The organism is Staphylococcus sp. 191 (assembly GCF_011174885.1).
Lineage (GTDB): Bacteria > Bacillota > Bacilli > Staphylococcales > Staphylococcaceae > Staphylococcus > Staphylococcus coagulans.
This window is the reverse complement of record NZ_PNRJ01000004.1, coordinates 37072-52341: the sequence shown is the minus strand read 5'-3', so window position 1 is coordinate 52341 and position 15270 is coordinate 37072. Positions and strand designations below refer to the sequence as shown.

The following is a 15270-nucleotide window of genomic DNA, read 5'->3' as shown; positions in this document are numbered from 1 at the left end:
TTTAGAAAAGAGGGACTGATTTGTATCAAGATCAGGCGTTTAAACGTGGAATTTTTTATTCAGTAATATCTTATGTCATGTGGGGGACACTCCCACTCTATTGGACATTAATTCGTGGGATAGATGCGACTGAAACGTTAATGTTTCGTATTGTATTATCACTCATATTTATGGTTATTTTAATTCCGTTAATAGGCCAACAAAAGCAAGTCTATCAAGATTTTTCAAATTTAATAGCTAAACCACTCAAACTTTTTATCATTATACTAGCGGGATATGTTGTAGCAGTGAACTGGGGGACATTTATCTTTGCAGTTAACTCTGGTTATGTGCTACAAACAAGTTTAGGTTATTACATTAATCCGCTAGTCAGTATTTTACTCGCAATGATCTTTTTTAAAGAACGTTTTAATCGTTTAGAGCGGCTTGCAATTCTCTTTGCTGCTTTAGGTGTCGTTTATATGACAATCAAAGTAGGAGAATTCCCAGTCATTTCTTTACTTTTAGCTTTTTCATTCGGCATATACGGCCTACTCAAAAAATTAGTACCTATGCCTGCAGTAAGTAGTATTACGATTGAGTCATTAGCAACTGCACCGATGGCGTTAATCTATCTTATTTATCTTGGACAAACATCAGGGTTAAGTGTCGGAATCAATACGTCATCATTTTGGCTCCTTTTTTCAGGCGCAGTAACGGCGATACCCCTTCTTGCTTTTTCAGAAGGCGCTATTCGTATTCCGTTGTCGCTCATGGGCTTTATTCAATATATCGGGCCGACGCTTATCTTTATACTTGGTATTTTTGTGTTTAAAGAGCCATTTAATATGGATCAGTTTATTACATTCTGTTTTATTTGGACCGGCATTCTGATTTATGTCATTTCCCAATTACTCAAAATGAAACGTCGTCCAAAGCCGCTTGAATTCCAAGAATAGATACTATTTGATGCTGTATATTAACTCATTAGCATATTCAATACGCTGCAACGTTACATTCATGTGACGTTGTTTTTTTAATCTGCATTTTAATACAAATTAAGCGTTAACGAGATTGGGGTTAATAGGATAAATAAAAACCTTTCACAATGTTTTGACTTCATCATAATGTGTTCCTATCGTTATGCAGAACGCTTTAGGTGATAAAATAAGTATGACTGTACAATGTTACAATTAAATTCATATAATAGAACTAAAGAGTGCTTTATAAACAAGGGGAGTCAGTTTACATGCAGAACCAAGAAGAACTAGATATTTTATATAAATTAAAAAAAGAAGTAGAAAAATCAGATCATCATACGTTTGTTCAAACGATCAATCAAATGATTAAAAAAGTTTACTTAAATCAATATACCGTGACCTTTGTAGGCCACTTTTCATCTGGAAAATCAACAGTCATTAATCGCCTTATTGGTCAGGAGATATTACCCAGCGCACCGGTTCCAACCACTAGTAATACCGCACGAGTGACTGTTGCTGAGCAATCAGGTATGACCGCGAATATTGAAGGTCAAAAATACACCCTCCTTCAAAATTATGACGAAGTTAAAGCGATGAATCGAGAAAATTATCAAGTTGAATCCATTGATATTCAAATACAAAGTTCAAAGTTCAATAATGGCTTCACTTTTCAAGATACGCCAGGTGTAGATTCCAATGTACAATCACATAGTGCGCAGACCGAGCAATTTTTATATACAAGCAACATTGTCTTTTACACGGTTGATTATAATCACGTTCAATCTGCTTTAAACTTCAAATTTATGAAAAGATTAAATTATGCAGGTATTCCGGTTGTCTTTGTTGTTAACCAGATTGATAAACATAATCATCAAGAAATCGACTTTGAAGCTTTTCAACGTCGCGTACAACAGTCGATTCAAGAATGGGATATTCAACTTTTGAAAACATTTTATATTACTAAATTTGAGCATCCTTATAATGAATTTGATGCCCTTTCATTATTTATACGAGAACAAGATCAACATAGAGAACCCGTCAAAGATTATGTTGCTCGAATGAAAGACTTTATTCAACAGCATCAAACAGATTATTTACAGCAAGAAATGCAGTTGCTTCTAGAACGTTTGAATATCACGCCTGAACAATTTGATCAAGCATATCAAACACATCAGAAAAATGAAATGATAAGTGAAGAAGCCCAACTTTTAAACACGCCTTCAGCCCTCAAGCAATATCTAAAAGATAAACGCAGATCTATTATCGATAATGCTTATATTATGACGCATGACATGCGTGAAACCATTCGTTTTTATTTAGAAAGTATGACTAAAAACTTTAAAGTAGGGGGACTTTTTAATAAAAAAAGAAAAACAGAGGAAATTCGCTCTACACGCCTTAACGACGTCATGCAACAGCTGCAGAAGCAGATTGCGCATCAAATTGAAAAGCCTATGCAAGATGACTTGTCATTTTTGACACGCTTTATCAATAATACACAATTGAATCAGCAAATTTTAAAGCAACACTTTGAAATTCCTGAAAGCCTCATCACTGAACTTTATCAAACACAAATAGAAATTACGAATCAGTATGTGCTTACTTTCTCAGAACACTTAATGAAAGAAATCAAGCAATATATTTTGAAAATGTCTGAGCCTTTAGATGAAGAAATTATTGCAAATGTTCACGCGGAAGAACATTTAGTTGAAGATTCAACTGATATTCAAGACTATAAGCGCTATATAGATTTGCGGAAATTAAAGCAATCACTAGAAACAGAAAACTATCGCCATTACTATATTCATATGTCAGACTCTCTTGACCAACTGATTGATCGGACACGCATTCATTTCCAACCGCAAAAGAACGTATCTGGCTTAACAAATGAAACCGATAATTATCAAGATGCGATCACAAATGAGCGAACTTTGCATACAACTCAAATCCAACAAGGTTTAGACGTCGTTCGCAACATCCCACTCTTTAAATCGAGTGTCAAAAACATTGAAGATACATTAACAAGAATGACTCAACAAAAAATTAAAATAGGCGTTTTCGGTACATTCAGCGCTGGAAAAAGTAGCTTAATTAACGCGCTACTAGGTAAAGCTTATTTAACAAGTTCGCCTAATCCTACCACTGCTGCTACGACAGAAATATCATATGGGTCCCACCACAGTGTTACCTTTAAAACACCTGATGCCTTATTAGCAGACATTAATGATATGACCCAACTGATGGACAATCATTTTGATTCCATCGCTTCATTTTTAAATACAAATCTTGAACAATTAAAAACAAAGATTGATAAAAATAGTCTTGCTTTTATTAACGCAGTAGAAAAAAATTATGATTTATATCAATCCTATATCGAAAAGTGCATAGAACATCCCATAGATGCTTCAGAAATTTCAAAATGGAGTGCGGAAGATGAATTTGCTACCTTTGTACAAATGGTGCACCTACGTCTACCCATACCTTGGCTAAAAGACAAAGTGATAATTGACTCACTAGGTTTACATTCTAATAACCAGCGACACACGAATGAAACTGAAAAGATTTTGACAACATCAGATCTTATTTTATATGTGAGTTATTTTAACCATGCGTTTACACAAAATGATCAAGCTTTCATACAACATATGAAAGATATGAATCAATTGAAAGCCAATCAGTCCTTTAAAATGGTCATTAATGCTGTTGATTTAGCTGAAAACAATGTTGATCAACAAGCAGTATATGCATATGTCAAAGATGCGTTGTCTAAAGTCCAAATGAACCCTGATATCTTTATGGTATCGAGTCGCACCGCTTTAGAGACGGGTGATAAAGGGATTCACACGTTAAAAGAAAGTATCACACATTTTGCTGAAGTCGATTCTAAATCACTATTAGAACAGAAAATGTATGATCAATTTGCTTATATTAAGGAAGCTTACGAAACAATCATCAGTGATTTTGAAACCAATACGCAACAAATGCATCAGACTAAACAACAACTTGAACACATGCGCCGAGAAAAACTATTTAAAACTGAATTAATTCAATCAATTGCACAAAAGACCTTTAATGAAATAGAAGATCAAATTTATCATTTAAATGAGCGCTTAAAAATCCAATTAGCAGATGATGTTAAAGCGATTTATAATGGCCAAATGACAAATACCAATCATTTTAATGAAGAAAAAAGACGAAGCACAAAATCATACCTTGACCAAATACACCAAAAACTCTTTTTAGAACAAACATTGTTAATAGAAAGAATTAAGCATTTCTTTAATCAAGCATTACAACAAGAAATGGCACCTAAAATTAAAATACTTCAACAGTATCGAATTATTATACCTGATTACGAAACGATCCAGATTGAACCGTATGAAAAGTCCATTTTAACGCTAGAATTACAACAAATGGTTAATCAATTACCTAAGCAGCTGACAAAGCGAAACCTTTTACAGCCTAAAGTACAAAAACAAATCCAATCAGAAATCAAAGTACACACGATTAACTTACTTCAGCCAAAGTTGACTGAACTACGAAAAGTGTTAGAATCGCTGTTAGACCAACTCACTTCAAAAGCAATTGAAGCGATTGAAACGGCAGAATTAGAAGCACAAAATGAAATCAATGCTATCCTTGATTTCAAAGTTGATGATGCACTTATCAATCAATTAAAAATAAACACGCCAAAATTAGCACAAATTTTAAACTTAAAGGACTGAAACGATGACTCAAAAACTTTTACTTATAGACGGCATGGCCTTATTATTTCGTCACTTTTATGCGACGAGTATCCATAAAAATTTTATGCGAAATTCAGCAGGTGTCCCTACAAATGGGACACAAGGCTTTGTCAGACATGTTTATAGCGCGATTCGTGATATCCAACCTACACATGTCGCAATTTGCTGGGATATGGGGAAGGCGACATTTAGAAACGAAATGTATAAGAATTACAAACAAAACCGCCCAGAACCACCAGAAGAATTAATCCCTCAATTTAATCATGTCAAACATATTTCACAATCACTCGGCTTTTTAAATATAGGCGTTGAAAACTTTGAAGCCGATGACATTATCGGTACACTCGCACGTTCTTTTTCAGAGTCTGAAGAGTATCACGAAGTTTATATTGTGACAGGTGACCGCGATTTACTTCAATGTATTAATGAAAATGTCAATGTTTGGCTGATTAAAAAAGGATTTAATGAATATCACAAATATAATCAAGCCCGCTTTGAAGCGGAATATGGTTTAAAACCGCAACAGCTTATTGATGTTAAAGCTTTTATGGGAGACACAGCTGATGGATATCCTGGTGTCAAAGGAATCGGAGAAAAAACAGCTATTAAATTGATTCAACAATATGATTCAGTTGAAAATGTTATCGAAAACCTTGCAAAGTTAACACCGGGGCAGCAGAAAAAAATCCATGAACATTTATCTGAACTTCAACTGTCTAAACAATTGGCAACGATAGAGTGTTACGTTCCTATCGAATGGACTTCATTACTTGAATCTATGGCACATCAAGTCGAAATTAACCACGTCCTTTCAATTTGTGATCAACATGAGCTTTTTGTCTCGAAACGATTTATTCAGCATTTATAGCATATCTTCAGAATGAGGCATAGATGTCAATATTACAAAAAAGTACCGAGATTAACTTATGAAAAACAGTTAATCTCGGTACTTTTTCATTTGGATTAATCAGACTGTTGCTTAATTGTTTGGTATAACTTAACTTGCGCTAATTGATTTGCTGCTTTATTTTGCTTTCTTGGGACCCATTTCACAAAGCAAAGTGCAAAATGGTTTGATTCATTTAAGTAACGCTCAAGATAAGCTTTAAAGCGTTTATTTTTAACATATTCTCGATTCACAGCATCTTCGATAAGTTGTGAATCCGTATAGATTAGTGCAGTCTCGATATTTAACACTTTGGCCTGTTCCATTGCAAACAGGAGTGCTTCCCATTCTGCAGTATGATTGTCCATCATCCCTAACACTTTAGTGGCTGTATAACGCTCATGTTCATCTACAATCACGACGCCACATGTGCTTAGACCCGGATTGCCTTTCGTTGCTGCATCAAAATGTATTTTCGCCAATAGAGCTCACCACACTTCAACTTCTTTAAGATTAAATACGATATCGTATTACATTATTACAGAAATATTCACCCGCAAGATTAATGACCAATTCAAAGTCATTTTCAATTTTAAATTAACACGATTGCTGATCAATAGCCATCATCTTTAATTTTACCTTTACGATAAAGTGATTTTGCCCAATAACCAAATGGCACATTCAAAATTGTAGAAAGCAATTTTAATAAATACGTTGTTATAAATATTTCAAATATAACAGGATTAGGTAGACTGCCATAAAAAGCGATGAGCACAAATAACGCAGTATCAAATATCGAACTAAACGTTGTACTTCCATAAGCACGTATAAAAAATGTGCGATCCGATTTAAATAATCTCTTAATCACATTAAATACGAACACATCAATGTGTTGGCCGATGATATAAGCAATGATTGAGGCAAATGCAATACGAGGTACGACATCAAAAATAGATTTCAATGCATTTTGTGCCATATCCGCATCACTTGGTTGAAATGCTAGGGAGATTTGCATGACGATAATCATCACTAAAGTGGATGAAAAACCTAACCAAACTGCTCTTTTAGCAACTTTACGGCCATAAATATCATTCAATACATCAGTTGCAAGATAAATAGAAGCAAACATAATGTTACCTAAAGTGGCTGAAATCATAAATATATCCACCGTTTTCAATACTTGGATATTCGCAATAATAGTTCCTATCGCGACCCACGCATATAATCCGGCCTTACCAAATAAACGAAACATTAAAACCATTAATATAAATGTAACTAAAAACGCGACTAAACCTAGCCATTCGTTATACAATGAGAATCCCTCCTAAATTTTGTTAAAGCGGGTGTTTAGAAACCGCTCAACGATATAACTTTACTATTATAAGCAAACCCTGTTGTATTTTCAAGATAGGTTTTTCTGAAAGGATTGAGGGAATCGATAAGTTTAAACACTTCAATGTACCTATCAATCATGTTAACATAGTGAATATTGTATGCATTATATTTTAAAGAGGTGAATTTTGTGCTCACTGAATCTAAGAGAAATGCTATTGCCGAGATTGACCAACTCTCTCAGCAATATTGTGAGCAATGTCTTGTTAAATCATACATTCGAAAAGTAAAAGGGAAGACACAAGCACATCACTTCTGCATCAATGAATGTTCAATTGGAAAGCAAATTCGACAACTTGGAAACGAGTTGCAATAAATGTCATGATTTGATGAGGAGGTTTTTTATGGAAATTGTTAAGGTAGAGCCTACGCCTAGTCCCAATACCATGAAAATTGTTTTATCTGAAACAAGGGAAGGTCGTCATTCTTCGACTTATACGAAAGTTAAAGAAGGACAACCTCCCTTTATCAATGCTATTTTGAAAATAGAAGAAGTTAAATCTGTTTTTTATGTGTTAGATTTTATAGCGGTTGATAAAACACCTAAAGCAGATTGGGAGAATGTTTTGCCTAAAGTCACTGCGGCGCTCAATCATGATCAGCAGGATTCTCTTTCTGAAATTCAACCGGACTCACATTTTGGGGAAATTAAAGTAGAAGTACTAAAGTTTAAAGGAATCCCATATCAGGTCAAATTAACTACAGGGGAAAAAGAGTATAGAGCGCAATTAGAGGAGCGCTTTGTCAATGCGATGCTTTCTACACAATTACCTGAAGATAACGTCGTATTTTTACGCAAATGGGCATCACTAGGTGTAAGATATGGTGATATCGAAGACGTTATGGCAGAAGTCATTGAAGAAATGCACGCAGTCTATCCTCAACATGTTTTAGACCAATTGGTTGAAGAAGCTAAAAATACTAATATCACCGTTCCTGAAAAGCATTATACTCATGTTTCTTTAGAGACATATCAGCAAACAGCGGATTGGAAAACACGTCTACGGATGCTTAAATCTTTTCCAACGCCAACCGCAGACGACTATCCTTTACTCGATGTGGCATTAACTGAAAGTAAAGTACCATTAAGAAGAGAAGCTGTTGTCTTACTGAGTATGATTGAAGACAAAGCCACACTTCCATACTTATATAAAGGTTTAAGAGATCAAAGCCCAGCAGTTAGAAGAACAGCAGGAGACAGTATTAGCGATTTAGGCTTTAAGGAAGCTTTACCAGAAATGGAACGCGCGCTCGACGATCCACAAAAAATAGTGAGATGGCGTGCTGCAATGTTTCTTTTTGATGAGGGTGGTCCTGCACAATTGGATAGTTTAAAAGCGCATCAAGACGATTCGGCGTATGAAGTAAAGCTCCAAATTGAAATGGCGATTACGCGTATTGAAAATGGAGAAGACGCGCTTGGATCTGTTTGGAAGCAAATTGCAAATCGAAATCAATAAATGATTAAATAGAGGGAGTGTATTTATAATGAATGCATATGACGCTTATATGAAAGAACTTGCTGCACAAATGAGAGGCGAGTTAACAGAAAATGGATTTGAAAGTTTAGAGAGTGAAGCGGATGTTAGTGAATATATGGCAAATGTGGAAGACGATTCAACGACATTTGTTGTCATCAACTCAACTTGTGGTTGCGCAGCAGGACTTGCGCGTCCAGCAGCAGTGGCTGTCGCTGAACAAAATGAAAACAAACCTAATCATAAAGTAACAGTATTTGCCGGTCAAGACAAAGAAGCAACAGCTAAAATGAGAGAATATATTCAACAAGTACCATCAAGTCCATCATTTGCACTATTTAGAGGAACACAACTTGTGCACTTTATGCCACGTGAACATATCGAAGGTCGAGATATTAATGATATCGCCATGGATATTAAAGACGCTTTCGATACACATTGCCAAGCATAATTTTTTAACAAGGATTGAAACATGCCAAACAAATGCTGTTTCAATCCTTTTTGACGTTCAATAGTAGCGACAGGATATTATCATCTAATAACTCATTGCGACAAAAGGAAGGTAAGGTTTCATTAATTAGAAGTAAGTAAAGGTGTCAGACAGGCAAGTAAGAGTATACATTTATCTAGAAACCAATCACTGGCCAGTAAGCATCTCTTGTCAACAACGTTGTTTTTATTTTTCAAATAGTTAAAAATCGTCTATTATATATACTAAGAGAAAGAGGTGAATGTCATGAATCCATTTGATCAAGCGTATCACAGCTTATGTGAAGAAGTATTAAAAATTGGAAATCAACGTGATGATAGAACAGCCACAGGCACCATTTCTAAGTTTGGTCATCAACTTCGATTCGATCTTTCGAAAGGGTTCCCGTTACTCACTACTAAAAAAGTTTCGTTTAAGTTGATTGCTACTGAATTAATATGGTTTATTCGAGGCGATACAAATTTAAGATATCTTTTAAACTATAATAACAACATATGGAATGAATGGGCATTTGAAAAGTATGTCCAAAGTTCAGACTACCACGGTCCAGATATGACTAATTTTGGTCATCGTGTCCAACGTGACTCAGAATTTGCAAAAATATACCAACAAGAGATGAACAACTTTAAACATCAAATATTGAACGACGATGCTTTCATGGAAAAACACGGAGATTTAGGTAATGTCTACGGTAAACAATGGCGTGATTGGATTGGTGCCGATGGGCAGCATTATGATCAACTTAAAACAGTTATTGAACAAATTAAGACGCAGCCTAATTCGAGACGTCATATTGTGAGTGCTTGGAATCCATCAGAAATTGAAACAATGGCTCTTCCGCCATGTCATACGCTATTTCAATTCTATGTAGAGAACAATCGATTGAGTTGCCAACTCTATCAAAGAAGTGCTGACATCTTTTTAGGTGTTCCATTTAATATTGCAAGCTATAGTCTGTTGACGCATCTTATCGCAAAAGAATGTCAATTAGAAGTAGGTGAATTTGTTCATACTTTTGGAGATGCGCACATTTATAGCAATCATATAGAAGCGATTCAAACACAGCTTGAACGAACAAGCTACGCACCACCTCAGTTAAAAATTAATTCTGATTGCTCGATATTTGATATAGAATATGAAGATTTAGAGATTGTTAATTATCAATCACATCCAGCAATAAAAGCACCGATTGCTGTATAAATAAAGGAGCAAACAAATGACACTATCTATTTTAGTCGCACATGATCAACATCGTGGTATTGGATTCCAAGGGCAATTACCTTGGCATTTACCTAATGATTTGAAGCATGTCAAAAAATTAACCACAGGGCATACACTTGTTATGGGACGCGCCACTTTTGAGTCAATTGGCAAGCCACTACCTCAACGTAGAAATGTTGTGTTGACTCGAAATAAGGACTTCCATCATGATGGCGTTGATGTGATACATGACATTGATGAGATACAATCCATTAAAGACGAACATGTTTTTATATTTGGCGGACAATCTTTATTCGAAACATACATCGACAAAGTTGACGACATGTATATCACAGTGATAGATGATGAATTTCAAGCAGATACTTTTTTTCCACCTTATACATTTGAAGAGTGGAAAGTCGTTTCTGCAGAAGAAGGTACAGTAGACGAGAAAAACAAGTACCCACATACATTTTTACATTTGACTCGAAAGTAAATCTTGGAGGTTTCATACTATGCAACAAATTATTGTTACTGATTCAACATCAGACTTAGAACTATCATTTTTAAAACAACATAATATTCACGTCGTTCCATTAAGCGTTACAATTAATGGCGATTCTTACGAAGATCAAACTGAAATTACAAATGAATCTTTTTCTCAATACTTGGGCCATGATGAAAATGATCTTAAAACAAGTCAACCTCCAATCGGAAAATTTGTAGAGAAATATGAGGAACTTGCTCAAACTGGTGCTGAAATTATTAGTATCCATCTATCTTCAGGTTTAAGTGGCACTTATCAAACGGCTGTCCAAGCAAGTGAAATGGTTGATGCTAAAATTACTGTCATTGATTCAAAATCAATTTCGTTTGGTTTGGGCTATCAATTGAAATGTTTAACACAATGGGTTGAAGCTGGCTTTTCAACAGAAGAAATCCTTAATAAACTAAAAAAATTACAAGAAAATATCAAGTTATATGTCATTATCGGTCAATTAGACCAACTGATTAAAGGTGGACGCATTAGTAAGGCAAAAGGCCTGATTGGTAACTTTATGAAAATCAAGCCAATTGGTGAACTTGTAGATGGTAATTTAGAAATGATTCATAATGCACGTACACAAAATGCATGTATTAAATTTATCCTGAAAGATTTAAAATCATTTATCGGTGATAATGCTATTGAATCCATTGGTATATCGCATGCAAAAGCACAAGATTTTATGGATAAATTTAAAGAAAAATTAGACGAAACATTTAATATACAAAAATTTGAATTTGGACATACGACGCCCGTGGTTTCTACGCATACAGGTGCGGGTGCAATTGGTTTAGTTGTCTTGAAAAATTCTAAAGACTTATAAAACACGGAGGTGTCAGAAATGGCGATAGCAACATTAGCAGGCGGATGTTTTTGGTGCCTCGTAAAACCATTTACATCATATGACGGTGTTAAGAGCATCACTTCTGGTTATAGTGGTGGCACTGTTGAATATCCAACTTATGAAGAAGTGTGTACGAATACAACCGGACATGTTGAAGCTGTTCAAATTGTATTTGATGAACAAGTGATATCTTTTAGTGATATATTAGATATTTATTTTAAAACATTTGATCCTACTGACAAAAATGGACAATTTTTTGATAGAGGGGAAAGTTATCGACCTGTCATTTTTTATCATGATGAGGTACAGAAAGAAAGTGCACTGAAGAAAATTGATGCGCTAAATGAGGCAAAAATATTCGATAAACCTGTCGTCACACCGGTAGAACCTTATAAAAATTTCTATCCAGCAGAAGACTATCATCAAGATTATTATAAAAAACATCCCGTTCATTATTACCAATATCAACGTGGATCTGGTAGAAAAGCATTCATCAAAAAACATTGGGGTGATCAAGCATGATTAAAAAAGATAAAAAGGATTTAACTGACTTAGAATATCTCGTAACACAACAAGATGGGACAGAACCTCCATTCCGAAATGAATATTGGAATCATTATGAAAAAGGCATTTATGTGGATAAAATTTCAGGGAAACCACTGTTTACATCCGATGATAAATTTGAATCAGATTGTGGTTGGCCTAGTTTTTCAAAAGCCATTGATGATCAAGATATTATAGAACTTGTCGATAAATCTTTCGGAATGATTCGAACAGAAGTCCGTTCTGAAGATAGCAACAGTCATCTTGGTCATGTCTTTAATGACGGTCCAAAAGAACGTGGTGGATTACGTTATTGCATTAATTCAGCAGCAATTCAGTTTATTCCTTATGAAAAACTTGAAGCACTCGGTTATGGTGATCTCGTAAAACTTTTTGATAAATAAAGGAGTTAACAAGATGTTCAAAAAACTTTTCGGTAAGAATAATGAAGCAAGCAAAGATATTACGGTTTATGCACCTATTAGTGGAGAACTTGTAAAAATCGAAGACATTCCAGATCCAGTTTTTGCTCAGAAAATGATGGGAGAAGGGTTTGGCGTGCAACCTATTGAGGGTACAGTTGTTTCACCTATAGATGGTGTTGTAGATAATGTTTTCCCTACTAAACATGCAATTAGTTTAAAAGCTGATAATGGCCTTGAAGTGTTAGTTCACATTGGCTTAGATACTGTTCAACTTAATGGTGAAGGATTTGAAGTTTCAGTTGAAAGTGGTGATCGAGTGAAAATGGGTGATGCGCTCGTATCGTTTGATTTAGAATTTATTAAACAGAACGCTAAATCTACTGTTTCTCCAATTATCATTACCAATACTGCTAGCACGGAATCAATTCAATTTGAAGAGCCATCACATCTGAGCAAAGGTGAAACTTCAGTGATAGAAGTGAAAATGAAATAATGAAAGATGCATCATTTTATCAATTCGCATTAACTGTACGTGGCCGCAAAGATGCACAAGGAACACTCGCAGAAATGATTTTTGAAGATTTATCATTTCCTAAATATGAGAAAAGTTTCGATGTATTGTCCGAATATATTGAAACGGAAGGTAATTATACTTTACCTATGTCTGTCTTTGATGATTTATATGAAGAATATCAAGAATGGCTACAATTTTAATGTGATGTATATCTTTCCACATATGCGTTTTAAGGGTGCGGACGAGCAATGTCTCACCCTTTTTCCTTTTAGTAATCAGAAAATCAAATAAGAAGGTGAATTACGATTGAGTACGTCTAACAACAATAAAAAGCCGAAACGTTACATATCTTTTAGAACCTTTATTATAAGTATCCTACTCACTTTTGTTTTAACCGTGTTAGTCATCGCAGGGGGATTTTTTTACTATAACCATTCATCTCAAAACCAAAAAGTGACTGCGAATGCCCAGAAACTAAGTGACGTATACGAATTAATTGCGAATGACTATTATAAAAAGCAAGATAAAGATCAACTTCTCGATCACGCAATTAAAGGCATGACAAAAAGCTTAAACGATCCATACACTGAATATTTATCGCAAGATGAAACTAAATCTTTTCAAGAGGATGTTTCTGGAGATTTTGTCGGAATCGGTGCCGAAATGCAACAAAAAGGAAAACAAATTATTATTACAAGTCCAATGAAAGATTCACCTGCCGAAAAAGCTGGGATAAAACCTAAAGATGAATTATTAGCAATAAATGGTCATTCGACTAAAGACAAAGCACTCAATGCAATAATTCCTGAAATACGCGGTAAAAAGGGAACTGAAGTCAAACTGACGATTAAAAGAGGCAATGAAACGAGAGATATTACGGTTAAAAGAGATAAGATTCATGTAAAAAGTGTCGAATACAAAAAACATGGACACATAGGTGTGTTTAAAATCAATAAATTCCAAGAAGGCACTGCAGGGGAACTTAAATCTGCCATTCAACAATCACAAAAAGAAGGTGTCACACAAGTATTATTGGATTTAAGAAATAACCCTGGTGGCTTGTTGGACGAAGCTGTAAAAATGGCAAATATTTTCCTTGATAAAGGAGAAACTGTCGTCAAACTCGAAAAAGGCAATCAAAAAGATGCTGTTAAAACAGCAAACCAACCGTTAGATCATATTAAAGATATGAAGATTTCAATTTTATTAAATGAAGGTTCAGCGAGTGCTTCTGAAGTATTCTCAGGTGCGCTACACGACCATCATATTGCCAAAATTTATGGTACAAAATCATTTGGTAAGGGTATCGTACAAACGACACGTGAATTTAAAGATGGATCTTTATTGAAATTTACTGAAATGAAATGGTTAACGCCTGATGGTCATTACATTCACGGTAAAGGCATTAAGCCAGACGTTCCAGTTAAAGGTGCAGACTATGAAAATATTAAACCAATTCCGACAGATAAAACTTATCAACAAGGCGACCACGATAAAAATATACGCTCCATTAAAATTGGAATAAAAGCCTTAGGTTATTCAATAGATACAGTTGACGAATCATACGATGCGCAATTATCAACTGCAATTAAAGCATTTCAACAAAAAAATCACATAGAGGCAAATGGGATGTTTAACGAAGAAACAAATCGTCTATTTACAGAAAAGCTAGTAGAAAAAGCAACGAGTGAAGATCCTATGCTTGAACAAACGCTAAAGAAACTTGAGGAGTGATTTCATTGATTAGAAAAGCAACATTACAAGACCTTAATCAAATCGAAGCTTTAACAGAAGAAGCAAAACAATTAATGATTGAGGATAACAATCCACAATGGGATCATCGTTACCCACTTAAAAACCATTTTAAAACAGATATTGAAATGGGAGGCCTATACGTTTATGACGATTCAGAAATAAAAGGTTTTATCGTTATTGACCAAAACGCACCGGATTGGTATGATGCGCTTGAATGGCCAATTGATAAATCGAATGCTTATGTCATTCATCGCCTTGTCGCATCGCCACAATATCGTGGCATTGCACAACAACTGATGCAATTCGCAATGGACTTGGCAGAATCACATCACGTTCAAATTTTGTTGACAGATACATTTTCACAAAATAAACGTGCACAAGGATTGTTCAAAAAATATGATTTTGTCAAAACTGGTGAAATGACAAGTACTGAGTTTCCTTTTGATAAGGGAAAACCATTTTATGCATATTATAAAAATTTAACAGAATAGAGG

The 15270-nt window shown here is 34.9% G+C and carries 17 protein-coding genes; 15 read left to right on the top strand and 2 right to left on the bottom strand.

Going from position 1 to position 15270, the window contains the following annotated elements; all coding sequences use genetic code 11:
* Window positions 1-20: 20 nt before the first annotated feature.
* From rarD to C1H58_RS04295, 3 genes are all read left to right on the top strand, one after another.
* On the top strand, window positions 21-938 hold the full coding sequence (rarD, locus tag C1H58_RS04305) for an EamA family transporter RarD (protein ID WP_165545451.1): 918 nt from the start codon (window positions 21-23) through the stop codon (window positions 936-938).
* Window positions 939-1228: 290 nt separating this feature from the next.
* On the top strand, window positions 1229-4684 hold the full coding sequence (locus tag C1H58_RS04300; protein ID WP_165545450.1) for a dynamin family protein: 3456 nt from the start codon (window positions 1229-1231) through the stop codon (window positions 4682-4684).
* 4 nt (window positions 4685-4688) lie between these two features.
* On the top strand, window positions 4689-5573 hold the full coding sequence (locus C1H58_RS04295; RefSeq protein WP_165545449.1) for a 5'-3' exonuclease: 885 nt from the start codon (window positions 4689-4691) through the stop codon (window positions 5571-5573).
* 95 nt (window positions 5574-5668) lie between these two features.
* Here C1H58_RS04295 and C1H58_RS04290 read toward each other — a convergent pair whose 3' ends face one another.
* A complete protein-coding gene (locus C1H58_RS04290) occupies window positions 5669-6073 on the bottom strand; it encodes a ribonuclease HI family protein (protein ID WP_165545448.1) in 405 nt (134 codons plus the stop codon).
* A 131-nt stretch (window positions 6074-6204) separates the two neighbouring features.
* Window positions 6205-6903, bottom strand: a complete 699-nt coding sequence (locus C1H58_RS04285; RefSeq protein WP_165545447.1) for a queuosine precursor transporter — start codon at window positions 6901-6903, stop codon at window positions 6205-6207.
* 210 nt (window positions 6904-7113) lie between these two features.
* Between C1H58_RS04285 and C1H58_RS04280 the strand changes: the two genes are divergently transcribed.
* The 12 genes from C1H58_RS04280 to C1H58_RS04225 all read left to right on the top strand — a co-directional run bounded on the left by C1H58_RS04280 (window position 7114) and on the right by C1H58_RS04225 (window position 15267).
* Complete coding sequence (locus tag C1H58_RS04280) at window positions 7114-7299, top strand: zinc-finger domain-containing protein (RefSeq protein ID WP_050330897.1); 186 nt, start codon at window positions 7114-7116, stop codon at window positions 7297-7299.
* A 28-nt stretch (window positions 7300-7327) separates the two neighbouring features.
* Window positions 7328-8443, top strand: a complete 1116-nt coding sequence (locus C1H58_RS04275) for a virulence factor (protein WP_165545446.1) — start codon at window positions 7328-7330, stop codon at window positions 8441-8443.
* A gap of 28 nt (window positions 8444-8471) precedes the next feature.
* Entirely contained in the window at window positions 8472-8912 is a 441-nt protein-coding gene (gene brxA / locus C1H58_RS04270; protein WP_050330899.1) for a bacilliredoxin BrxA, read from the top strand.
* A gap of 285 nt (window positions 8913-9197) precedes the next feature.
* On the top strand, window positions 9198-10151 hold the full coding sequence (locus tag C1H58_RS04265; protein WP_165545445.1) for a thymidylate synthase: 954 nt from the start codon (window positions 9198-9200) through the stop codon (window positions 10149-10151).
* 16 nt (window positions 10152-10167) lie between these two features.
* Window positions 10168-10647: a dihydrofolate reductase gene (locus C1H58_RS04260; RefSeq protein ID WP_060829918.1), complete on the top strand. Its 480-nt coding sequence runs from the start codon at window positions 10168-10170 to the stop codon at window positions 10645-10647.
* 19 nt (window positions 10648-10666) lie between these two features.
* A complete protein-coding gene (locus C1H58_RS04255; protein WP_165545444.1) occupies window positions 10667-11518 on the top strand; it encodes a DegV family protein in 852 nt (283 codons plus the stop codon).
* A gap of 18 nt (window positions 11519-11536) precedes the next feature.
* On the top strand, window positions 11537-12061 hold the full coding sequence (gene msrA / locus C1H58_RS04250; protein WP_050330903.1) for a peptide-methionine (S)-S-oxide reductase MsrA: 525 nt from the start codon (window positions 11537-11539) through the stop codon (window positions 12059-12061).
* Window positions 12058-12486 carry a peptide-methionine (R)-S-oxide reductase MsrB gene (gene msrB, locus C1H58_RS04245; protein ID WP_050330904.1) on the top strand — a complete coding sequence of 143 codons (429 nt, stop codon included), beginning with the start codon at window positions 12058-12060 and terminating at the stop codon, window positions 12484-12486. The genes msrA and msrB overlap by 4 nt, the downstream gene beginning before the upstream one ends.
* A gap of 13 nt (window positions 12487-12499) precedes the next feature.
* Window positions 12500-13000: a PTS sugar transporter subunit IIA gene (locus C1H58_RS04240; RefSeq protein ID WP_050330905.1), complete on the top strand. Its 501-nt coding sequence runs from the start codon at window positions 12500-12502 to the stop codon at window positions 12998-13000.
* A complete protein-coding gene (locus C1H58_RS04235; protein WP_060829920.1) occupies window positions 13000-13221 on the top strand; it encodes a YozE family protein in 222 nt (73 codons plus the stop codon). Before C1H58_RS04240 ends, C1H58_RS04235 begins: the two co-directional genes overlap by 1 nt.
* Window positions 13222-13327: 106 nt before the next feature.
* Entirely contained in the window at window positions 13328-14755 is a 1428-nt protein-coding gene (locus C1H58_RS04230) for a S41 family peptidase (RefSeq protein ID WP_165545443.1), read from the top strand.
* Between the two features lie 5 nt (window positions 14756-14760).
* The gene (locus C1H58_RS04225; RefSeq protein ID WP_165545442.1) at window positions 14761-15267 is read left to right on the top strand and encodes a GNAT family N-acetyltransferase; all 507 of its coding nucleotides are present in this window, start codon (window positions 14761-14763) and stop codon (window positions 15265-15267) included.
* The last annotated feature ends 3 nt before the right edge of the window (window positions 15268-15270 follow it).

Bases quoted from the DNA above. Each gene is read 5' to 3' on its own strand.
- C1H58_RS04300 (WP_165545450.1), top strand. From the start codon at position 1,229: ATGCAGAACCAAGAAGAACTAGATATTTTATATAAATTAAAAAAAGAA.
- C1H58_RS04295 (WP_165545449.1), top strand. From the start codon at position 4,689: ATGACTCAAAAACTTTTACTTATAGACGGCATGGCCTTATTATTTCGT.
- C1H58_RS04275 (WP_165545446.1), top strand. From the start codon at position 7,328: ATGGAAATTGTTAAGGTAGAGCCTACGCCTAGTCCCAATACCATGAAA.
- brxA (WP_050330899.1), top strand. From the start codon at position 8,472: ATGAATGCATATGACGCTTATATGAAAGAACTTGCTGCACAAATGAGA.
- C1H58_RS04265 (WP_165545445.1), top strand. From the start codon at position 9,198: ATGAATCCATTTGATCAAGCGTATCACAGCTTATGTGAAGAAGTATTA.
- C1H58_RS04260 (WP_060829918.1), top strand. From the start codon at position 10,168: ATGACACTATCTATTTTAGTCGCACATGATCAACATCGTGGTATTGGA.
- C1H58_RS04255 (WP_165545444.1), top strand. From the start codon at position 10,667: ATGCAACAAATTATTGTTACTGATTCAACATCAGACTTAGAACTATCA.
- msrA (WP_050330903.1), top strand. From the start codon at position 11,537: ATGGCGATAGCAACATTAGCAGGCGGATGTTTTTGGTGCCTCGTAAAA.
- msrB (WP_050330904.1), top strand. From the start codon at position 12,058: ATGATTAAAAAAGATAAAAAGGATTTAACTGACTTAGAATATCTCGTA.
- C1H58_RS04240 (WP_050330905.1), top strand. From the start codon at position 12,500: ATGTTCAAAAAACTTTTCGGTAAGAATAATGAAGCAAGCAAAGATATT.
- C1H58_RS04235 (WP_060829920.1), top strand. From the start codon at position 13,000: ATGAAAGATGCATCATTTTATCAATTCGCATTAACTGTACGTGGCCGC.